Below are 23,902 nucleotides of genomic sequence, written 5' to 3' on the forward strand. Positions count from 1 at the left end.
GAACGTAGCGACTATGTTTCTATGTGTTAAAACAATTACACATAATGAGTTAATAAAACAATTGAGTGCAAATAAAAAAGCTCCTTAAACATTCTTGTCTAAGGAGCTTTTGAGTTTTATGTCTTTTATTATTGAGGCTGCTGCTGTGTTACACAATGAACCATTCCTCCGTTTTTGTATAAATTTCGAACATCGATACCTACAACAGTTCTTCCTGGAAATAAGCCGGCAATAATGTTATTGGCAACAGCATCGTTAGGATCGTTATAGTTTGGAACTAATACTTTTCCGTTGGCAACATAAAAGTTTATGTAACAGCCTTTGTAGCCTAGATTGGTGCCATTTGTAGTCACAACATCATTTTTTGACAATGGCAGAAATACTTTAGTATAAGCTTGATTATTTTTGTTAGAAGCGCTGTACAATACGTCAATATCGTTTTGTGTTAATCCCCAGTTCAATAAATCATCATTATTCATGGTAACCATTTTATTACCTGGAACAAATTTAGCAATACCGTCAATATGCATATCTGTTACATCCTCCTTGCTAAATCCTCCTTCTAACCAAATAAATTTTGTAGCGCCGTAGTATTTAGTAAAATTAGCTTCGGCTTGAGCCTGCGTCATACCTTCATTTCGAGTTGATCTGTTTTTTTGGCTTAGTACAGAACTTTTTGTAGCCATCATTACACCATTACCGTCTAATTCTACAGATCCGCCTTCGTTTACCATTGGTACATTTACCGCTTTTATACCAATTTCACCAGCAATAAATGATGGAACTGCATCACATTTTTTATAACCAAATTTTCCTCCCCAGCCATTAAAACCCCAATCTTGAAGCACTAATTGACCAGATTGATCTTTTGCAAAAATAGGACCGTTGTCTCTCACCCAAACATCATTTGTTTGATGTATTTTAAAATTTACGTTAGTTAATGGCACACCTGCATTTGTCAGCAGATTTTCAATTCTTGATTGTTCTGCAGCATCATAAGCTATAATGTGAACCTTTTCTGTTGATTGAAGAGCTTTTGCCATCGCCACCCATGTTGCGTCTAAACTGTTGCGATATGTAATGCCATATTCATATTGATGCGGCCATTGCAGCCAAGTGCCTTCGTGCGGTGCAGATTCTTCGGGCATTGTATAAAGAACATTAGTAATAGGTAAAGTTGGATCAGGATTTTGTGTTGATCCTTCGATTTCATTGCTGTCGCAAGCTGAAATTAAAATCGCAAAAGTCATTGATAAAATTGCTTTGTTGTACATTTTGATGTTTTAAATTATTGAATAAATGCGTTCAGGGTTCTAAAAATTACTCGACAAAGAGAATAATTTTTAAAACCCTGATAATTTTTTTTCTCCCAAATGGACTATTTTGGGTACAGAAAGTTTGTTTAACGCTTAATTTACCCAATTTTCTTACCTAATTTGGTAAGAAGTTCTTGTTTGTTTAATTTGCTGATAGGTATTTTATGAGTACCAATAATGGCTAAATTTCCATCAATCAATTCAACTTTACTTAAGTTGATAATAAAAGAGCGATGACAGCGATAAAAAAGCTGTTTTGAAAGTTCTTCTTCCATCGCCGTAAGAGCAATTAAAGTAGTATATGTTTTTTTCTCGGTTACGATTTTTACATATTTATGAAGACCTTCAATAAACAATATATCGCTCAAAAGAATTTTGATGTGCTGATGACTTGATTTTATAACTATTGATTGATCTATAACGGAAGCTTCAGATGCTTCTTTACTTTCGTTTTCTAATTTTAATAATTCCAGTGCTTTGGTTACAGCCTTATAGAAACGTTCAAAAGTTATTGGTTTTAGTAAATAATCTATAATGTTTAATTCATAACCATCTAAAGCAAATTCAGAGTAAGCCGTTGTAAAAATTACTTTTGGCGGATTTTGAAGTGATTTTAAGAAATCGATTCCAGACAAATGCTGCATTTGAATGTCTAGAAACAGTAAATCGACTTTATTTGTTTTTAAATAATGATCGGCTTCAAGTGCCGAAGCACATTCGTATACAATTTCGAGCTCAGGAATATGCATTAAATGAGTGCGTATTAAAGTACGAGCTAAAGTTTCATCATCGACGATGGCACATTTATATATTGTCTTTGTTTCCATAAAAACTTAAACTTACTTTATAGATTGAATCAGTGTCTTCGGTACTTAACTGGTAATTGTCTCCAAACAGATTTTTAAGCTGCGATTCTAGATTTTTCAATCCAATACCTTGATTTTTTAATTTAGGCTGAAATGAATTAACAACAGCAAACTCAATTTTATTGTTGGCAGCAGTAAGAATTATATCGACAAAACCATTTTTATTTTCAATAATATCGCCATGCTTAAAAGTATTTTCTATTAATGTGAGAAATAACAGGGGAGGAACCTGTAGAACAGAGTTGTCATTAGAAATAGTAAAGCTGATATTTTTCATTCCTGCAATTTCTCGGTATTCCTGAATTTGAAGGTATTTGTGAATTATTTCAATTTCTGACAGCAGAGATACGCTTTTCTTGTCGCCTTCATACAGAAAATAACGAAGTATATCAGCCAAGCAAGCAAGCATTTTGGGAGCATTGTCGCTTTTTATCAACGTTAGTGCATAAATATTATTAAGTGCATTAAAAAGAAAATGCGGACTGATTTGTGATTTTAGCAGCATCATTTCGGTTTGCAGTTTTTCATTTTCTGCCTGCAGGCGAAGTTGTTTTTCTGTAAAATATTTATTGAAAAACCAAACAATATAAGAGATGAAAAGATAAAGCGAATGATTTAGAAGGAATGAAATAAATGATTTTAGTAAATCATCATCATACAAAACAATATTCAATCCAGTGCTGTAATAGATTAAAAAACTAATGCTTAACAGCAGAATTAAAGCTGAAGCATAAGCTGTTTTTCCTTTTTTGTTTAAAACAAAAGGAAGCAGAACGAAAAGGTTAATGTAAAATTCAGAGCAAAAAGCAGCGACTTCAAATGAAGTATAAAGAATACTCTCTTTTAGATTGTAAAACGAAGCTATGTAATCAAATACATATAAAGAGATAAACAACCAAAAAAGCAGATGGTAGTAAATTTTATTCATTTGACTCTTAATTTTATGCAAAGTAATTAATTTAAGAAGAAACATTTGAAAAAAGAAGATAATTTAAAGGCGGGATAATAATTTTTTTAAGATTTTTTAGTTTTTAATAATTTCCCGTTTTAATGAAGATTTTTTGACGAAAGCTAAGGTGTATTTTCGTAGTACTAATTTGTTTTAGCAGCGGTTTTTGTACGATAAATTGTTAGGATGTTGTTTTGTTTAAATTTGGTATTTTTGTATTTTTTGTTTAGTGTTTTAGGTGTTTTATTGTGATTTTTCATTTAAAAATAATGATTTGTTGTTTTATGTGCAAAATTTTATATATTTGAAATACTTAATTTTAAAAAAATAACAAATGAAAAAAGCAGTTTTAATTATGGCATTATTTGTTTTTGGAATCTCTTTTGGTAAAACATCTAACTATGCGCCTTTACCAAAAGTGTCGTTAGAGTTTTTATTAAAGGATAGTAAATATGGTCCAACTTATCCTCGAGCTTTATATGATAAAGGAGGAAGCGACAGCTGCGGAGGCGGTATAAATCTTGGAAGAACTTTATATGCAGATACTCCTTTAATAATAGAAGGAACGCAACTGTATACCGATTCTACAGGAAACAGCTCTTCAAAATGGACAGGGGCTACATCAACTTATTATAGATTAGCTGCAGGAACATCATCAGTAACAGTTTCGATTAATTCGTCAGGACTTGTAACTGCTGTTACATGCGGAAATTAAAGTAAGAATACTATTTCGGGATATTTCCTTTTTAGAATAAAAAGAAATATAACTAACTGAAAATAAAATATATCAAAAAAGGAATTGAATAAAATAGAGGCGGCCGAAAGGCCGCCTCTATTTATTTTTAGGAGTTTGAGAAGTGATTTGTTTTTGCATGAATCTTAGTTCTTCTTGAAAAAGAATATTCGCACAATCTGGAAGTTTGAACAAGCAAGGAAATTTACCTAAAAACAGTATCAAATGATCAATTAAAATTCGTACTCAACTTTTATATAAAAAATGTATAAGAAAGAGATTTATTATAGGTTTTGATTTGCTAAGAGCTGTTTTTTTTTTTTTTTGATTTTAAGATAAATTGATTTCTATGGTAACACGGAATTATTAAATCTTATCATAAAATTTTAAAAAAAAATTTTCATCGAACCTCCTTTATTTGTTGATGAGTTTAAAAAATTAAGATTAAAATACGGGAAGCCGTAAAGAATTAACATTTCATTTAACTATATTTGTAGCTTTAATATTACTTTTTATTTAAGTTTACTCCAAATTGAAGATGAAAAAATTATACTTACTACTATTTACTTTTTTGCCGTTTTTAATTTATTCTCAAGATATTCTTTGGGAAAAGTCTTACGGCGGTATACATGCGGATTACCTTTTTGATGCGCAACCCACAGCCGATTATGGATTTATTCTGGCGGGAAGTTCTCTATCTAGTAAAACTGGAAATAAAACCGAGAATAATCATGGAGATTTAGATTATTGGATTTGGAAAATGACTGAAAAAGGAGAGCTGGATTGGCAGAAGAGTATAGGTGGAAATGGTTTCGATATGCTTCAAAGTATAAAAGGCACTAGAGATGGTGGTTTTATACTGGGCGGAACTTCAAGCTCAGGAAATAGTTTTGAGAAAAAAGAAGACTGCAAAGGACTTACAGATTTTTGGGTTATAAAACTTGATGCATCAGGTAATGAACAATGGCAGCGTACTATTGGTGGTGATGGTCAGGACGAATTATCATGTGCTTTTCAAACCAAAGATGGAGGTTACATATTAGGAGGCTCTTCCAGCTCGAGTTCATCTTCTATTACTAATGTGAAAGCGGAAGGGAAAATGGCCGAATCTTCAACGATAGATTTATATAGCAAATCAGAAAAAAGTCGTGGCAACATGGATTACTGGGTTGTAAAATTAGATAAACAGGGAGTAATTGAATGGCAGAAAACCTATGGAGGCCGTTATGCTGACTTGTTAAGAAGTATGGAACAAACAACAGATAACGGATATATTTTAGCAGGATATTCAAATTCGCCGTTGTCTGGAGATAAAACAGACGGCAACAAAGGAGTTGGCGATTATTGGATTGTTAAAATTGATGATATAGGAGCGATTCAATGGCAGAAAACTTATGGAGCAGATGGAGACGATCAGCCATATGTCATTCATCAAACAACTGAAGGGGGCTATATTGTAGGAGGTAATTCAAATAGTAAAAATGCTTTGACCTCTCTTGGCGGAATTGTTGCTAATGGAACTGATTTTTGGGTTTTAAAATTGGATGCAGAAGGCGGTGTTATTTGGAGTAAAACTTATGATTTTGGAAAAGTAGATATTTTAACCTCTTTAGTTGAGAATAAAGATCATACGTATTTGATAGGAGGTTACGCAAAAGCTGAAAGCAGACAGTCAACTGTAGGTCAAGTGGCAAAAATGGCTGGTGTTGGTAAAGATAAAGAAGGAATTAATGATTATATAGCATTGAAGATTGATGAGAATGGAGAAGAATTTTGGAATAAAACGGTTGGAAGCAGCGGAGAAGATATACTAAGAAAACTAATTGAAACCAGAGACGGAGACTATTTAATGGCAGGTACTTCAAATTCAAATTCATCTATGGATAAAAATTCAAATATTGGAGGCAACGATTTTTGGGTCGTAAAGCTTAAAGATAAAGCTAAAATAGAGAAGGTAAAAGCCAGTATTGAAGCTATTCCTAATCCAGTAGTTACCTATACAAATGTAATTATTGGCTACGATTTTAATGATGGCACCGCCTCTGTTATTGACATTTTAGGAAGGGTTTTGCAAAATTTCAAGATTAGCAGTAGGACAGTTCCTGTAGACCTAAGTCATTATGCAGAAGGAATCTATATTATAAAGATTCAAACTGACGTAAAAACGGAATCTGTAAAGGTGATTAAAACAGTAAGATAATGAATGCTCCAGTAAACACTTATAAAAAATATAGAATATTTTCTAGCCGCATAATTAAAAGATTATTATTATTTATAATATTATTTAATTTACCCCTGCAAATTAAGGCTCAAACGGAGGTAAACGGCTTTCAAATACCAAATTTTGCACCAAAATCTCCAGAAGCAGCTGCCTTTTTAAAGTATGGAGAATATCCTGTTGACTTGGCAACAGGTCTTCCTAATATTTCTGTGCCATTGTATACTATTGATTTAAAAGATTTCAAGATGCCAATATCTTTAGATTATCATGCTTCAGGTATCAAAGTTACTCAGGAAGCAACATGGGTGGGTCTAGGATGGAATTTAAATGCTGGCGCACAAGTGGTTTTAAGTCCTAGAGACGATATTGATGAAAATAACCCTAATATAGATGAAATTCCAGATGATAATGCTATCATCGCTTATTTTAAACTTCATCCTTATGATCAAGGTGCCGTTAGAACTTTAGATCCGAATCTCGATAAGTCAAGAGTAAAAGACATGTATGTTTTTTCATCCCCTACAGTAAATGGAAGTTTTTATATTAGAAATTTTGTCAATAATGATGTTGTAACAATACCTCCGAATGCCTTTAAAGTTGATCTTTTGGGAGCAAACAGAGAAAATATGAAATTTAAAATAACAGATCCGCAAGGAAATGTTTATTTGCTGGGTACTACAGAAATTTCTATACAATCCATGACGCATAGCGATCGCTATATTAGTGCCTGGTATGTCGATGAAATAAAAACGCCATCAAATAATAAAATAAACTTCACTTATCAGGATGATGGAAGTTTAACGGATAGAACTTTTTCGCAAAGAGTTGAAGTGAAAAATATTGTAACTAAAGGAGAATGTCCTGATGGATCTAGTTATAGCAGTCAAATAGGAAATGTAATTGACGGCACAGGGAATACGATAACTATATTAAAAAAAATTAAAGAAATTAGTTTCAATGATGGTAATTCCAGAGTCTTGTTTACTAAGAATGTGGGAAGGCAAGATCTGGTTGACGGTGTTGAAAATGGATATTTAAGTAAAATTGAAATTCAACAATTACTAGGTGCTGGATATGTAAATGTAAAAGGTTATTCTTTTGATTATTCGTATTTTAACGGATCTGGGAGTTATTATTCAGACAAAAGATTGAAATTAGATAGAATTGCTAATTTACTAGGCAGAATAGAGCAGGAGTTTACCTATTCAAGTATTTCTATCCCTAATAAAACCTCCAAAGGGCAAGATTATTTTGGATATAATAATGGAAAAGTTAACAATCAGGATTTAATTCCCAAACATTATATTTCTTATCCTTACCCCGCAGAAGTTGGTAAAGGAGATCGTTCTGTAAATCCTTTAGAGAATCAGGCAGGAATTTTAAGAGAAATACATTATCCTACAAAAGGTTGGACAAAATTTAACTATGAAACAAACCAGTTTTATGGAGTTGATGTTTTTTCTCAATACGTTCCTGTGATTGTAAACAGTAGTGTAGTACAAGGCACAGGAGGTTCAGTGCCAATAAAAGAAGGACCAGGAATTGATGGTCCAATCTGTCTTAATATAAAGCCAAAAGATTGTGTCAATTATGTATCAATCCCTTTTACTGCTAAGGAAGCCAAAGGGCAATTGAAATTCTCAATGGACAATACTCATTCATCTGATCCTACAATTTCTAAGTATTACCATGCTATGGTTAGAGTTTTTTCTGGAGGAATTGAAGTTTTTAATTCTGGCCATTGGAGTATTACCAAAGAGTTTAATGAGCCTTTGAATCTTAAAGAATCAGGTACAATAGAGGTAGAAGTGTATGGAGAGTTTATGTCTGTTAAAGGTTTACAGCTTAAGTATGTTAACAACGATCCTATGCCTAAAAATAATTTAGGTGCAGGACTTAGAATTGCAAGTATAGAAAATTATGATAATGACAATGCATTAGCTTTAAAGAAAGAATATGATTATTCAGATATAGATGCTGTGGGACAGACGAGTGGTCAGTTGATTAATAAGATGAGTACAACTTTTCAATCCAACACTTTTACAAATTATAATTTTATTCAATGTGGTGGAACAGGGGGGTCTGGTGGAATAGGATGTACAGGGGGAATTAATTCTACTGCTGTTTATAGTATTAGTTCAAATTCTAGATTTGGGATAGAAGGGAATTCGGTTGCTTACAAATACGTAAAAGAAAAACAGTTTGATACTAAAAATCAAACTAATAATGGTTTTACACAGTATGAGTTTAGCATTTGGCAAGATGAAATACCTTTTGGTAATCCAACAGTACAAATTCCCACCACATGGAAAAGAGGTAAAGTTTTAAATAAAAAAATATATAGAACAATTGGAGCTGCCAGATATATATTGGAAGAAGAGAAAAATATTTATTTTGAAGATGCTTCAAATACCTCTTTTTACAAAGGGTTTAAAATGTTTCGTATGGCGACTACTAATAGTCAGGAAAATCCTTCTAACCCTCTGATTCCCAATTGTCCTTATAATGCGAACGGGGGTGTAGAAGTACTTCGAACGATTGAGCCCATAACATACAATCTTCCAATTCTTTGGTTTTACCAAAAAACATCTGAGAAAACTAATTATTTTTACAATTCCTCAAATGATTTAACAGGTAAAATAGTCAGTAGTACTACTTTTAATTATGGTAATCCATCTCATTTGCAATTAACGTCGCAAATAACAACTAACTCAATTGGAGAAACACTCGAAACAAAATATTTTTATGCGCTGGATTCAAAGATGGTTTCAAAACCATTTATTCCAGAATTGAAATCTGCATATATGATTGGGATTGTTTTAGATAAACAAAATTTTAAAGGAGGAACTAAAATATCTGAGCAACTTACTAATTATGATAAAAGTGTAGAAACTAATAATCTATTGTTGCCAAGATTTGTTTATATAAATAAAGGACAAGCAGAGATAGATTTAAACTCTGATAGAAAAATTACCTATGATCTTTATGATGAAAAAGGAAATATTTTGCAATATACTCCAGAAAACGGAATACCGGTTTCAATAATTTGGGGTTACAATAAGACACAGCCAATTGCAAAGATTGAAAATGCTGCATATTCGACTATTCCTTCTCAAACGATATCAACTCTTCAAACACTTTCAAATGCTGATAATGATAACTGTATGTCAGAAAATTGTACAGAACAATTGTTAAGAAATGCTCTAAATGAATTTCGAATAGCACTACCAAATGTTTTTATTTCAACTTATACTTATAATCCATTAGTTGGTGTAACAAGTATTACAGATGTGAAAGGGATGACTTCTTATTATGAATATGATTCTTTTGACAGGCTAAAATTTTTAAAGGATAAAGACTTAAATGTAATTCAGAAATACTGCTATAATTATAAAGGGGAGCAGACGGATTGCAGTGATAATACTTCAACGAGTGTCTTGATGTATAAGAGTATTGCCAGAAGTGGTTCGTTTACAGGAACAAATTGTGGAGCAGGCGGAACCGCTTCTAGTGTAGTGTATAATCAGCCAGTTGGTGCTGTCATTTCAACGATTTCTCAAGCTGATGCTGACTCTCGTGGACTTGCAAAGTTTAATATTGATGGTTTAACGAATGCAAATGCAAATGGAGAATGTACATTCATTAGCATTGCTAAAAGCGGTTCGTTTATAAAAAATAATTGCCCAGTTGGAGGTATTGGTTCGATGGTTGTCTACTCAGTACCTGCAGGCAGGCATTCATCGACAATTTCACAAGCTGCTGCCGATGCAATAGCTCAAGATGATGTTAACCATAACGGGCAGGATTATGCTAATACAAATGGAGAATGTACGTTCAGTAATATTGCCAAAAGCGGGACATTTACAAGAAATAATTGTGCTGTTGGAGGAATTGGTTCGAATGTGGTCTACATTGTTCCTGCTGGTAGGCATTCATCAACAAGTTCACAAGCAGCTGCAGATGCATTAGCTCAAGATGATGTCAGCAATAACGGTCAGGCTTATGCCAACACAAATGGTTCGTGCATATTTGTTAATATTGCTAAAAGCGGGACATTTACAAGAAATAATTGAGCTGTTGGAGGAATTGGTTCAAATGTAGTTTACACAGTTCCTGCTGGTAAGTATGAATCAACAAGTTCACAAGCTGCTGCAGATGTGTTAGCTCAAGATGATGTTAATAATAACGGGCAGGCTTATGCCAATACAAACGGTTCGTGTACGTTTAGTAATATTGCTAAAAGCGGTTCATTTACAAGAAATAATTGTGCTTTCGGAGGAATAGGCTCAATGGTGATCTACACAGTTCCTGCTGGTAAGTATGAATCAACAAGTTCACAAGCTGCTGCAGATGCATTAGCTCAGGATGATATAAATAATAATGGACAGGCTTACGCCAACACTAATGGGACATGTACATTCTTCAACATTGCCAAAAGCGGGACATTTACAAAGAACAATTGCCCTGTAAATGGAGTGGGTGCTGTAATGGTTTATTCAATTCCCGCAGGCAAATATAGTTCTACAATTTCGCAAGCTGCTGCCGATGCAATAGCTCAAGAGGATATTAATAATAATGGACAAACAAATGCTAATACTTTTGGAACTTGTACTTTTAGTAATACTATAAAAAGTGCATCTTTCACAAGAAACAATTGTAGTGCAGGAGGATTTGGATCAGTGGTTGTTTATACAGTTCCTGCAGGCAAACACAATTCAACAAGTTCGCAGGCTGTTGCAGATGAATTGGCGCAGGATGATATTAATAACAATGGTCAGTATTACGCTAATACAAATGGTAATTGTACGTTTTACAATGGAGCTGTGAGTAAAGCATTTTATAGAAATAATTGCCCAGCTAATACCAGTTCTGGAGTATATACTTATTCGGTTCCATATGGGATATATATCAGTAATATTTCTCAAGAGCATGCAGATCAATTAGCACAAAATGCTATTAATACATATGGACAAAATGCGGCAAACTTAGAAGCAGAATGCATATTTTATAGTGCGGCGCAAAATGGTTCATTTAATAAAAATGGATGTGGCTATGGTGGAGTAGGCTCAAGTGTAATTTATAGTCAGAATCGAGGAGTTTCCACTTCAACGATTTCACAAGCTGACGCCGATGCATTAGGGTTTGCTAAATTTAATATTGATGGTCAGTCATATGCGGATGCAAATGGATATTGTACTTATTTCAGCGTTGCCCAAAGTGGTTCATTTATCAAGAATGACTGCGGACCAGGCGGAATAGGTTCGAATATTACTTTTAGTCAAGCAGCAGGAGCGCAAACTTCGAATATTTCCCAAGCTGATGCTGATTCAAAAGGACTTACTTTGTTTAATATAAACGGGCAAGCAAATGCAAATACAAATGGAGGATGCACTTATAGTAATGCAGCTATTAGTAAAACATTTACAAGGGATGATTGTCCAGCTTATAGTACTCCTGGAACTTATATTTATACTGTTCCTGCTGGTAAATATACTGGAGGAACACAGAGTAAAGTAGATGGGATGGCTCGTAATGAGATCGATGCAAATGGACAATATTATGCTAATATGATAGCGGACTGTTATTTTTACAATTCATCTAAATCAGGAGTATTTGCTAAAAATAATTGTGGGGGTGATTTGTCTGGAAGTTATGTTACTTATACAGTTCCAAGTAGAAAATATGTTTCAAACTCTCAGGAAAGTGCTGATAATTTAGCGCAAACAGACGTAGATAATAACGGACAGGCTTATGCTAACGCAAATGGTATTTGTGTTTATAATAGTATTGCCAGAAGCGGGTTGTTTACAAGGAATAATTGTGGACAAAATCAAGCTGGATCAACTGTATCATATAGTCAGGGAACGGGAGCTGTTACTTCGGCAGTTTCTCAGGCAGAAGCAGATAGTTTAGGTCTTGCGAAATTTAACACTGATGGGCAAGTTTATGCTAATAACTATGGGACATGTACTATTAGAGAAGTCGAATTTCGATTTGAGCGCTTTTTTGATCCTTCTACTAAAGTACTTAATATTGATGCTTGGGCTACAGGTACAAATCATAATGGAGCAACATTAAAATTTACGGTCAATTTTTTACGAATATCTGGGGTAGCAGCAAGTCAGGAAGTAGTAGTAGAATTTGCAGCTGGTCAAGGTAGTAAGCTTACCACGCTTACATTAAACGCCAAGAGTATTGTAAGTATTACTTTATTGGTGATTAAAAAATAGATATTAAAGGCTAATAATATGAAAAAATATATACCAATTATAGTTTTGTTACTCTTTACAGGTTTTAGCTTATCAGCTCAGACTTTTAGCGATGATAATTTTATTTATACAATAGCTCCTAAAAAGGCTGTTCAATCCGGTAATTTAAGCACCTTGACAAAAGATCAGATGAGTCAAAATGTGAGTTATTTTGACGGACTGGGACGTCCCGTGCAAACAACGGCTATAGGACAAGGAGCAAATGGAGAAGATTTGATTACTCCAGTTGAATATGATGGTTTTGGAAGACAGATAAAGGAATATCTGCCTTATGCCGCGACAAACGGGGGAAATAGTTATCCTCGTATTGAATTACTTACTGCCGTAAACACTTCGATATCGTTTTATACAAACTATAAAAATACCTCAAATCCATTTTCAGAGAAGCAGTTAGAAGCTTCTCCTTTAAATAGAGTATTAAAACAGGCTGCGCCGGGAACTTCGTGGGAGATGGGCCGCGGTCACGAAATTAAACTGAAATACCAAACTAATCAAGATAAAGAGGTAAAATTGTTTAAAGCAAATACATCTTGGGATGCCGGTTTAGGGTTATATGAAATCAGTTTTTCAGATGCGGGCACTTATAGTGAAAATGAATTGTATAAAAACGTGACTTTTGATGAAAATTCAGGAAATAACCCATCAGAAACTGGAGGATCTACAGTAGAATTTAAAAACAAAGAAGGACAGGTAGTCCTAAAAAGAACCTATGATGTGGGGGATAAACACGATACCTATTATGTGTATGACGTTTATGGAAACCTAACATATGTAATTCCTCCAAAAGCTGAAGGTGTAATTAGTAACCAGATGTTAGATGATTTATGCTATCAATATAAATACGATAATAAAAATCGTTTAGTCGAGAAAAAGCTGCCAGGAAAACAATGGGAGTTTATTGTTTACGACAAATTAGACAGGCCGGCAGCGACAGGTCCCGCATTTTCGCCCTTTAAAGACGATACTTCTATAGGATGGATGATTACTAAATATGATGCTTTCGGCCGTCCAGTTTATACCGGATGGAACAATCAAACCTGCACTTCTGCTGCAAGAAAAGCACTTCAGGATGCTCAGAATGCAGCAACAGCATCATCTGAAACCAAACAAACATCAGGAAGTATTGATGATATTCAAGTGTATTACAGTAATAATACTGCGATCAAAAATTTTAAGCTTTTAACGGTTAATTATTATGACAATTACAATTATCCAAACGCGCCGGTAGTTCCAAGTCAAATTGAAGACCAGCTTGTTTTAAGTAATGTAAAAAGCTTAGCCACGGGCAGCTGGGTCAGAACATTGGAAACGGCTTCATCTTTAGCAGGAGAAACCGCCACAACATTTTATGATGACAAAGCCCGTCCGATACGAACCTATTTGCAGAACCATTTAGCAGGATATACTATAACAGACAGCAAACTAGATTTTACGGGTAAAAATCTTTATACAATTTCAAAACATAAGCGGACTTCCGGCAGTATAGAATTAACCATAAGAGAAGAATTTACCTATTCCCCTCAAGATCGTCTGCTTACACATACACATCAAGTAAATGGAGGTGCAGTACAGCTTATAGCATCAAATACTTACGATGCGATGGGGCAGCTAATTAGTAAAAATGTGGGTAACAGTACAGGAAATCCTTTTCAGAAAGTAGATTACAAATATAATGTGAGAGGCTGGCTTACTGGGATTAATGAAATAGATAATTTGCAGAACAACACAGATCCCGAAGATTTATTTGCCTTCAAGATTAACTACGATAAACCAGAAACTCAGATTACTGATGTTGATCCTTTGTATAACGGAAACATTGCCGAAACTTTTTGGCGAACTGATTCTGATGATCTCGAACGCTCTTATGGCTATCAATACGACAAATTAAACCGTTTAAAAAGTGCGATTTATCAAAAATCGAAATTAACTACCGATTGTTATAACGAGAGTATGTCTTATGATAAAAATGGTAATATCAGATTCATGAATCGAAACGGAGATTATGACCCTCAATTAGGAAGTAATATAATTGATAGGTTAGTTTACGGATATAAAGATAATACCAACCAGCTTTTAAAAGTAACAGATAATGGTAACAACAGCAGTGGTTTTAATGATTTAAACACAACGGGCGATGATTATGGTTATGATGCTAATGGTAATATGACCAGTGATAAAAATAAAGGGATTACCAATATAGCCTACAACCAGCTTAATCTGCCTAAGAAAATTACATTTGGAACAGGAAACACAATTGAGTACATTTACAATGCTGCAGGGCAGAAGTTGAGTAAAATTGTAACTGACACAGGAACAGCAACTACAACAGATTATTTAGATGGTTTTCAGTATAAAAACAATAATTTAGAGTTTTTTCCAACGGCTGAAGGATATGTTAAAAATACAGATGGTGTATTGTCGTATGTATTCCAGTACAAAGATCATTTAGGAAACATTCGTGTTAGTTACGCTAAAAACCCGCAGACACAAGTTCTTGAAATTATCGAAGAAAATAATTATTACCCCTTTGGTTTAAAACATAAAGGATATAATGATGTTTTAGCTACGAATAACAAGTATAAGTATAACGGGAAAGAGCTTCAAGACGAGCTGGGACTAGCTGTTTACGATTACGGAGCACGTTTTTATGACCCAGCTACTGGACGTTGGTATACTATGGATGCCATGGCTGAGAAATACTCAGAAATGTCTCCATATAATTACGCAATGAATAATCCAGTTATTTTTGTTGACCCAGATGGTAACGAAGTCGAAATGTGCTGTGATGGATTGAAAGCATTTGTTCTGACAGCAGTTGACAATTCATTTGGTACTGATTATAGAAATCAATATGATAGTGGTAGTACTGCTTATCACAATGGTGTAATGTCAGCTCATGTTACAACAATGGCAGTAGGCACATTTATGATGGCTGATGGTGCAATGAGTGCCACGGCAGGAACTACAGGATTACTTGGCTCTGGTGCTTTAGCGGCAACAGGAGTTGGAGCTCCTGCTGGAGCAATTACAGGAACTGGGAGCGCTATACTTTTGGGAAAAGGAGTGGTTGAAGGAGTAGTTGGAGGCGTTCTTACAGGTAATACAATGAGTAATATGAAGAATGATATGAATCAATCTTCATCAAATGGAAACTCGTCTTCAAATAGTAGTACAAGGAAAACCATTAAAGAACAAGCATCAGACTTAAAGCAAGCTAATGGAGATAAAAACTCAGTTACAGTAAAAACATCAAATGGTCAGACACGATATGATTTAGAAGGAAAAGCACATGCAGGAGTTGAAACTCCACATAAACAATCATACAAAAATAATGTTGTAAATGGTGAGGTCAAGAGTGTTACAAGGACATCAAAAAATGCTGAGCCAATGACTCAACAAGATATTAGAAATGTTAGAAAAGTACTAGAAAAAAGAAATTAATACTAAATTATAATGGAAATAGATTTGTCAAATGTTGAATTATTTGAGACTTTATTAGAATTTAATATTGAAGGAATAAATGTAGACCTTCATAATGATTATGAATTAAAAAGCTTCAATTTATTAAATAATAATGATTTGAGACTGGTCTTCTTGCATAATACTTCTGAACAAAATATTTTTTTGATTTTTACAGAAATTGAATTTGTTGAATTTGAACTTCCCATTCTATCTGATTTAACATTAGATAATTTTTATAGAGGTAGGTATGAATATGAAAGTAAATTGTTTGATGAGTTTAATGAAAAGAAATGTTTTTATATCGAATTTTGTGGTGTTGGACAGTTGAACTTGTTATGTTCAAAAGTGATTTTGGATATGAATAATTAAAAAAATAGATTAAGGATGTTAGATATTTCTAGTATTTGCTTATAGATGAAGTCCCAAAAAGCCATTCCATAACGGAGTGGCTTTTGAATTTATAGCACTTTAAAGCGTAGCCCCCGCTCCGCAAAGAGTTCTCACAAAATGCTGCGCAAATGTCTTTGACTTTGCGCATTTTTTTTTCTTTCTTAGAAATTATAATGGTGCTAAAAGTCTCCCGACTTTTTACGGTTGTTTTTTTTAAGTATGTAGCCCCGCTCCGCGAAGAGTTCTCATAAAAAGCTGCGCAAATGTCTCTGACTTTGCGCAATTTTTTTATTTCTTAGAAATTATAATGGTGCTAAAAGTCTCCCGACTTTTTACGATTACACCCCGCTTCGCAAAGAGTTCTCACAAAAAGCTGCGCAAATGTCTTTGACTTTGCGCATTTTTTTTTATTTCTTAGAAATTATATTGGTGCTAAAAGTCTCCCGACTTTTTACGGTTATTTTTTTAAAGTATGTAGTTCAAAACTTATAATTTCGTAAGAAAAACACAATGAAAGAAGGATATGTTATTAGAGATCAAAAACTCCCACATTTTATCACATCAACTGTAGTGGACTGGATAGATGTTTTTACACGTCAAAGTTATAGAGATATCGTAATTGAATGTCTGGATTATTGTATTAAAAATAAAGGAATGATATTGTATGGTTATGTAATTATGAGTAATCATATTCATCTGATTATACAATCAGAAGACGGAAAGTTATCTGATTTAATAAGAGATTTTAAAAAGTTTATAGCAAAATCTATTTTAGAAAAAATACAAAATAGTCCAGAGAGCCGGAGAGAATGGATGCTTGCACAATTTAAACTAGCAGCAGAAAAACATACCAGAAACAAGCTCTATCAATTTTGGCAGTATAGAAACCATGCAGAAGAAATTTACACTAATAAATTTATGTGGACTAAATTAGATTATATACATTTAAATCCAGTAAGAGCTGGTTATGTAAATCGAGCGTCAGAATATATTTATTCAAGTGCAAGTAACTATGTTAATGATTCTGGATTGCTAAATATTGAGAAAGCAGATAATCCAATTGTAAATGTTTTGGATCTAAAATCTGTTTTTAGGGATAGTCATTATTAAGTGATTTTTGTAATAAAGTCAGAGACTTTTAGAGCTTTGCATTTTTTAAGAAGAAAGATGAGGGAGCGCAAAGTCGCAGACATTTGCGCAGCACTTGCGATGAACACTTTGCAGAGCGGGGGGTATTTATTGAATAATTAAAATTTTAAAAATGAGATTTCATAAAAAAATAGTTTACTTGTTGATAATTGTATGTTTAGCTTCTTGTAAAAATGAAAATCAAACGGATAAAAATTTAATAATGAGCGTAACTAAAAAGAAATGGTTAGTCTATGATAATAACTTTCAATCCTCTTGGAAAGCTAAATTAATGCCTGTTATATTAGATTTTGAGAATGATAAAGTTAAATTAAGTTTCAGTGATTCGCTTCACAAATTTGATATTTTGAAAGAGGATTTGTATTTGGATGGAAAAGCAGTTTTCAAAATAATACTTAATGAGGATAGTACATTGACTTTGCACAATGATGATGAAGTGAGAAATTATTTTGCATTAGCGAAAGGAGATTTTTCAAATTCAGACAAATCAACCTTTAAGAGTATTAGCACCTCTAAAACATGGCGTTTTAAAAATATGAATGCGAAATTTAGTGATGCAGAAATTGATTTTTATGACAAAGAAGGAGAGTTTTTGAAAAGCGGATTTTATTTAACAGCTATTTTTAACAAACAAATATTAATGTTTTTAAATATAGATGGAGAACCTGAAAAGGAAACATATATCGTTCGTTCCTTTAACAAAGATCGAATAGTATTGGATAAAATACTTAAAGATAATAAATTTCAGACCATTACAATTTTGGCAGAAAATTGAAAGGTTGATCTCCGCTCCGCAAAGAGTTCTCACAAAATGCTGCGCAAATGTCTTTGACTTTGCGCATTTTTTTATTTCTTAGAAATTATAATGGTGCTAAAAGTCTCCCGACTTTTTACGATTGCTTTTTTTAAAAAATAAATAAATCTCTATAATTTGTATTAATTTAGTTTTAAAGTCAGAGACTTTTAGAACTTTACATTTTTTAAGAAGAAAGATGAGGTAGCGCAAAGTCATTCCCGAGAGCTTTCGGGATTGCGGGACGCTTGCTATGAACACTTTGTAGAGCTGATCCAACTTCAAATAAGAACACGAAAGAAAAGCCTAAAGAAATTGTATTGCCAGAAATAGTTATAAAAAAATCTAAATAATTTGAAAATGAAAACACATACGATTATGATATTATTATTTCATTTTTTTTGTTTAACTGGATGTGAAAATAATAAGAAAACGAATGAACGTCAAATGGATGATATTAGGATTGATAAAATAGTTATAAATTATCAAGACTTAGATGTTGAAACTCCAATTAGAATAGATTGTGAAGATTTTGATAATTACTTCAACAAGAGTATTAAAACAAGAGTAATAAATGATTTTAAGGTTATAAATAAATTAGTAAATTATATAAGTGAAGCAAAAGAGAATAATAAAAAAGTTTCACAAATAGATGTGCGATTTAAGATGAGAATTACATATTCCAACGGAACTATTAAGGAATTTTGTGGTAATGACTTTGCAATTGAAGTGGATAAATCAAATTATCAGATTGATATGAATTTTTTGAATTATATTAAATCTATTTTAAAATAAAATAAACCGCTGAAGGATATGTTAAAAATACTGATGGTGTATTATCGTATGTATTCCAGTACAAAGATCATTTAGGAAACATTCGTGTTAGTTACGCTAAAAATCCCCCAGCTCCGCAAAGAGTTCTAATTAAAAGCTGCCAATTCTAAAAGCTTTTGGGTTTGCGCAGCGCTTGCGACGAACACTTTGCAGAGTAGGTTAATTCAAGGATTAAGTTCGGGAGTCAAACAACAAAAAAAATAATTAATGATTTATAAATTAAGTTTATCAGCAATATTAATAAAGCTTTTACTAATTGGGATGGCATTCAATTGTTTGTTTTATTTTGCTGCTAAAAATTTTGATTTTGTAATTTATGTCTTTTCTTTTATAATAATTGTTGGATTAGAAGTTTTGATTTTCTTCTTAAAACCCTTTTTATACAAAATCGTTGTACTTGAAAATTCAATCTGTTTCTGTTACAAAAAATTTTTGATAAATAGTTTTTCTGAAAAAGTAAAGAAAGAACAACTTAGTTTCTCATACAAACCTGAAATAGGAGCCAGAGGAAGTGAAGCTGATGAATTAAGATTTTACATTAACGGAAAGAAAATAACTGGAATAGGAAGAGGTTTTGATGGATGGAAGCAGGAGATTATACATGATATTATCGAAGAATTCGAAAACTTAAACATTAAACAAAAGATCTAATTAAAAAGTTGCAAATGGAAGTAATATGTGATGCTGGTATTGGCATTTTTATGATCATTTTTGGAATAGGAATTATTGTTTTTATGTCAAAAAGACCATCTTCATATCCACTATTAAGCGTAAATTTTAGGGGTTATGCTGGAGGTGTTGCCTTTATACTGTTAGGTATAATATGCATATTAAATAAACTGCATTTATGGTAGATAATGGTCATACATTGCTCGTAATAATTTATTCGGAGCTCCGCGAAGAGTTCTCACAAAATGCTGCGCAAATGTCTTTGACTTTGCGCATTTTTTTTATTTCTTAGAAATTATAATGGTGATAAAAGTCTCCCGACTTTTTTACGATTGTTATTAAAATAAATCTCTATAATTTGTATTAATTTAGTTTTAAAGTCAGAGACTTTTAGAACTTTACATTTTTTAAGAAGAAAGATGAGGTAGCGCAAAGTCATTCCCGAGAGCTTTCGGGATTGCGGGACGCTTGCTATGAACACTTTGTAGAGCTGACTCTAGATGAAATAAAAGAACAAACGCAAAATGAAAGATAATGAAACAAAAATTAAATAAAGAATTTTATACAACGATTGGATTTGCAGTGTTTATATTTGTATTGACATTTTTCTTTTTTAAAGAATATGTTCTCCAATCTTCTTCAATATTAGGAAGTCTTTTTTCTAGTATTATAGGTGTGTTTTTAAGTTTTTGCCTTACATGGTTCTTAAAAAATAAAAGCCTCTTTCAAAAACTAATTGTTCTCCTGATTTATGTTGTTTTTATTGCGGTTTTTGCTTACTCCAAAAATAATAATTTAATAGCGGATAGTCCTGTTGGTAAAACAAATATAAATTCTGTTTGTGGTAACTGGGTTACAAAGGAAAATGATCTAATTCTTAAACTGAACATTAATGGTAAAGAAATGAAAATGAACTTTTATCCTAATAATAAGCAATTGGTTTTTGAGTATGAAATAAAAGATCAAGTAATTGATTTCTTTAATGATGATGATGTCTCTAATTTTCAATGGAAAATTTTAAAGCTCACAACTGATTCATTAGTTGTACTTGAAAAAAAACAGATTTTAAAATTTAAAAAGGAAAAATGAGGGTAATTGGTAGTGTATCAGATTAGTTTTTTTACCCCGCTCCCGCACAAATCCTTTCGTGTGGCGCAAAGAGAATCGACAAAGAATATAAAAGAAAACATCCTCGCTCCGCGAAGAGTTCTAACTAAAAAAAAACGCAAGTATCCATTTTTTGTTCAAAAAAAAGCTCCAGATTTCTCTGAAGCTTTGATGAGTTTAAAATGCAAAATCGAATAACAATTGTGCAATATGTGTATTAAATAGTGATCTTTAAAAATTAGTATTTACTTTTTTAGAGCGATCGGCAATGTAAGAGATCAGCCAAGTTACCTGTCCTTCTTTTACAAAATATATCTTCTTTGTTTCTAAGTTTGGAATGCTTTCTAAACACGTTACCAATATGTTGTTTGCTGAGATAAGATATTTCTGGTCATAAGTGCTTAAAACTCTCGCCATTTCTTTGTTGGTTTTGGCAAGGTTTGTAAATTTTCCAAAGTTATTTTTCAGAATAGCGTCATAATCAATAACATCTTGAAGCGTTAAAGGAATGTAATGGTCTTTAACATTTTCATCATAGTACAACGTTGAAAATGCCCAAACAGCACCGCCAGATAAATATAATTTATCTTTTTTCATTAAAAGCGGATTCGCGTCAAACAGCTCTTTAGTCTTCTTGCGTAATTTTGGATTAAAATCAAAAGACTTTTCTTGATAGGTTGACATATCATTAAGCTGACTTTTATTGGTTACTGTTTTTTCTACAGCATCAGTAAGTGTCATGGTGCCAAAATCAAGTTCTAAAGGAATAAATTCTAATTTATTGTCTTTAAGTTCGTCAATATAACCGCCTTTAGTAGTTTGAGCGCCAATATCTAAAAGAAAAGCATTTGCATAATCAACAGGTGGTATTGCGCCTTTAACTAACGTTTTTGCTTCTTCATTACCATCAAGTATTTCAAGTTCTTTGTTAGTAAGTGAAGTAATTTTGCTTTTTAAAACATCAAAGTTGCTGGCAGATGTAAAGACAGGAGCGGCAACGATAAAGATATTTTCGTCGAGCATTTTATAGTCGGCTTTAATTTTTTTTAATTGGTCGACAATAGTAAGACTCGTTTTGTTTATGTCTTCAGGAGTAAGTTTTCCAGAAGCGCCAATATGATCGGCAAACGGAATTCTTTCTGTCCAGAATGAAAGTATTTTATAATCAGCTTTTTTAATATTATTTACATCAACAACAGAAACTTTAATGGCTCTGCGTCCAATTTCAATTCCAGCATAAATACTTTTTTGTGCAAATGAGTTGAGAGTGAAAAATAAATTTAAAAGAATAAAAAATAGAACTTGGGGTTTGTTTTTTTTAAGCATTGGATTTTAATTACGATTATAATATAATTTATTTTTTATTGAACAAAGGCTGTAGGTAGTCTATGTGTTTATAATAGTTTAAGTTGTAGTTTAAAAAAAAAGCCTCAGATTTCTCTGAAGCTTTGTCTTAGTAGCCCTAACGGGACAATTCTCGAACCACTTCGTGGATGATTTAGATAAAATAAATATTAAGCAATATTAAATTTTTAGGTTCAAATTCCATAACGGTCACATTTATAAACAAAAGTCAACCAATTATTAAATTTGTAGATTTTTCAATTTCCTTGAGACCTTGACGATGCAGAATTCGAACCTTTTATTGGAAGATTTGAAAATCTTAAATAAGATTTAGATTTAAGAATAAATAATCATGCAAACTAAGTAATTAACCATCTATCCATTCAAAATCAAATCTAAACTTATTTCTTACTTCTATTTGCCCTGCAGTAAGTTTAGGTGTTTCTAAGTATTTGTTTTCAAATTCAATAAAGAAGAATTATATCGTATGATTAATTTTCAACTCAATTTTTTCGCTATTGATTTGTAAGTTTTTTAATATCAAGACTATATAGTTTTATTACATCTCTTAGTTTATTTACTTCCGAAATTTGCTGTTAAATTTTAAATTGGATACTTTTTTTTTGAAAACAAAAACTTACATTTACTTTAAAAAAATAACAAGCCTTTTCTTAATATAGTATTCAGTTTGGAAAAAATAAATTTTTATAATGATCGTGAGTTGAAACACAGCAGTTTTCATGAAACAAGAAAATATGGATATAGATATCAGGATTTTGAAGATGAGAAACTTATAAAAGAAGTACATTACGAAGTCGAAATTAACTGCAAAACTAACAATGCTTATAATGATTTCATTTTTGAAGTAAATCGAAAACAAGTTTATGTTAATAACAAAGAACCTGATTTATTAGTAGAGCAAATGCTGGACAAAAGCGCAAAAGCAATTTTTCCAATAAAGATTATACCTGACGAGGATGGTACAATATATGAGATTGACAACCATCATGAAATTGTACAAAGATGGAATTCCTTAAAAGAACATCTTGGTTCTTATTATTATAGCGAGGTTGCCTATAAAATATTAAACAAAGTTCAAAAACTCATCTTGAACAAGCAGGAACTTGAAAAGTCACTGAATCAGGATTGGTTTTTTCATTTATATTTTTCTCCAATCTATATTGACTATCCTTTGGAAACAGCTCAGACGTACAAATGGAAATCGCCTATTTTAGGAAATCAATCTATTGATTACAGAGTAGATCATACAATTGAAGAGCATTACACTGCTACAGACAAGATAATTATTAATGCTAAAGGAAAAAGCATTGATGAAAGGTCTATCGAAGAAGTTTTAGAGGGGATTAATTATCCAAAGGCAAAATTACAGGGTATGCCCTATAAAACTTTAGAATCAGAAATGGAAGTGCAATTTAAACTCTATGGCGAGGATAGGTCAATATTCTCAATTATTTCCACTTACGAAACCAAAATAAACGAAACCAAAAAGAAAGTGCAAAAAATAGCATTATTCCATTTGGTAGAAGATGAAGATTTCAGACCGGATTCAGATGTTGGAGAACGAAGAGCTAAGGAGCAATTTAAAAACTTTCAAACTATGGGAGACGAAGATATTATAGATATCAGTAAACGATTGAAAGATTTTAAACCTGTTTCGACTTTAAAAGAACCTCAAGAAAAAATACGCCTGTTTGTAGAAGAAATTCCAACGGTTGAAAGAAAAAACTCTTTAGCGAAATTCTTAAACATGTTTAAAAAATAAAATAATTTAATCCAGAT

General features: G+C 32.5%; 16 protein-coding genes. 12 read left to right on the plus strand and 4 right to left on the minus strand.

Features of this window, described 5'->3' with window-relative positions; genetic code table 11:
* Positions 1 to 128: 128 nt before the first annotated feature.
* The 3 genes from NLG42_RS09125 to NLG42_RS09135 form a co-directional block, all read right to left on the minus strand.
* Positions 129 to 1,274, minus strand: coding sequence for an agmatine deiminase family protein (locus tag NLG42_RS09125; RefSeq protein WP_257683542.1), 1,146 nt, complete (start codon positions 1,272 to 1,274; stop codon positions 129 to 131).
* Positions 1,275 to 1,414: 140 nt separating this feature from the next.
* Complete coding sequence (locus tag NLG42_RS09130) at positions 1,415 to 2,143, minus strand: LytR/AlgR family response regulator transcription factor (protein ID WP_257683543.1); 729 nt, start codon at positions 2,141 to 2,143, stop codon at positions 1,415 to 1,417.
* On the minus strand, positions 2,121 to 3,110 hold the full coding sequence (locus NLG42_RS09135) for a sensor histidine kinase (RefSeq protein ID WP_257683544.1): 990 nt from the start codon (positions 3,108 to 3,110) through the stop codon (positions 2,121 to 2,123). Before NLG42_RS09135 ends, NLG42_RS09130 begins: the two co-directional genes overlap by 23 nt.
* Positions 3,111 to 3,465: 355 nt before the next feature.
* Here NLG42_RS09135 and NLG42_RS09140 point away from each other — a divergent pair, with 355 nt between their 5' ends.
* The 11 genes from NLG42_RS09140 (at position 3,466) to NLG42_RS09190 (ending at position 20,740) form a co-directional block, all read left to right on the plus strand.
* Positions 3,466 to 3,846 carry a hypothetical protein gene (locus NLG42_RS09140; protein ID WP_257683545.1) on the plus strand — a complete coding sequence of 127 codons (381 nt, stop codon included), beginning with the start codon at positions 3,466 to 3,468 and terminating at the stop codon, positions 3,844 to 3,846.
* A gap of 556 nt (positions 3,847 to 4,402) precedes the next feature.
* Positions 4,403 to 6,064 (plus strand): T9SS type A sorting domain-containing protein, encoded by a 1,662-nt coding sequence (locus tag NLG42_RS09145; RefSeq protein WP_257683546.1) that lies wholly within the window; start codon positions 4,403 to 4,405, stop codon positions 6,062 to 6,064.
* Entirely contained in the window at positions 6,064 to 10,158 is a 4,095-nt protein-coding gene (locus tag NLG42_RS09150) for a DUF5977 domain-containing protein (RefSeq protein WP_257683547.1), read from the plus strand. The genes NLG42_RS09145 and NLG42_RS09150 overlap by 1 nt, the downstream gene beginning before the upstream one ends.
* Before the next feature lie 12 nt (positions 10,159 to 10,170).
* Positions 10,171 to 12,315: a DUF5977 domain-containing protein gene (locus tag NLG42_RS09155; RefSeq protein WP_257683979.1), complete on the plus strand. Its 2,145-nt coding sequence runs from the start codon at positions 10,171 to 10,173 to the stop codon at positions 12,313 to 12,315.
* An 18-nt stretch (positions 12,316 to 12,333) separates the two neighbouring features.
* A complete protein-coding gene (locus NLG42_RS09160; protein ID WP_257683548.1) occupies positions 12,334 to 15,795 on the plus strand; it encodes a DUF6443 domain-containing protein in 3,462 nt (1,153 codons plus the stop codon).
* Positions 15,796 to 15,807: 12 nt separating this feature from the next.
* On the plus strand, positions 15,808 to 16,185 hold the full coding sequence (locus tag NLG42_RS09165) for a hypothetical protein (protein ID WP_257683549.1): 378 nt from the start codon (positions 15,808 to 15,810) through the stop codon (positions 16,183 to 16,185).
* Between the two features lie 531 nt (positions 16,186 to 16,716).
* Positions 16,717 to 17,316 carry an REP-associated tyrosine transposase gene (locus tag NLG42_RS09170; protein WP_257683550.1) on the plus strand — a complete coding sequence of 200 codons (600 nt, stop codon included), beginning with the start codon at positions 16,717 to 16,719 and terminating at the stop codon, positions 17,314 to 17,316.
* 151 nt (positions 17,317 to 17,467) lie between these two features.
* Positions 17,468 to 18,130: a hypothetical protein gene (locus tag NLG42_RS09175; RefSeq protein WP_257683551.1), complete on the plus strand. Its 663-nt coding sequence runs from the start codon at positions 17,468 to 17,470 to the stop codon at positions 18,128 to 18,130.
* A 378-nt stretch (positions 18,131 to 18,508) separates the two neighbouring features.
* Positions 18,509 to 18,943, plus strand: coding sequence for a hypothetical protein (locus NLG42_RS09180; RefSeq protein WP_257683552.1), 435 nt, complete (start codon positions 18,509 to 18,511; stop codon positions 18,941 to 18,943).
* Between the two features lie 246 nt (positions 18,944 to 19,189).
* On the plus strand, positions 19,190 to 19,633 hold the full coding sequence (locus tag NLG42_RS09185) for a hypothetical protein (RefSeq protein ID WP_257683553.1): 444 nt from the start codon (positions 19,190 to 19,192) through the stop codon (positions 19,631 to 19,633).
* A 552-nt stretch (positions 19,634 to 20,185) separates the two neighbouring features.
* Positions 20,186 to 20,740: a hypothetical protein gene (locus NLG42_RS09190; protein ID WP_257683554.1), complete on the plus strand. Its 555-nt coding sequence runs from the start codon at positions 20,186 to 20,188 to the stop codon at positions 20,738 to 20,740.
* A 249-nt stretch (positions 20,741 to 20,989) separates the two neighbouring features.
* Here NLG42_RS09190 and NLG42_RS09195 read toward each other — a convergent pair whose 3' ends face one another.
* Positions 20,990 to 22,084 (minus strand): Ppx/GppA phosphatase family protein, encoded by a 1,095-nt coding sequence (locus NLG42_RS09195; protein WP_089056931.1) that lies wholly within the window; start codon positions 22,082 to 22,084, stop codon positions 20,990 to 20,992.
* 706 nt (positions 22,085 to 22,790) lie between these two features.
* On the opposite strand from NLG42_RS09195, the gene NLG42_RS09200 reads away from it, so the two are divergent.
* Positions 22,791 to 23,885, plus strand: coding sequence for a hypothetical protein (locus NLG42_RS09200; RefSeq protein WP_257683555.1), 1,095 nt, complete (start codon positions 22,791 to 22,793; stop codon positions 23,883 to 23,885).
* The last annotated feature ends 17 nt before the right edge of the window (positions 23,886 to 23,902 follow it).

Origin of the sequence: Flavobacterium plurextorum (assembly GCF_024638035.1) — a bacterium.
Lineage (GTDB): Bacteria > Bacteroidota > Bacteroidia > Flavobacteriales > Flavobacteriaceae > Flavobacterium > Flavobacterium plurextorum.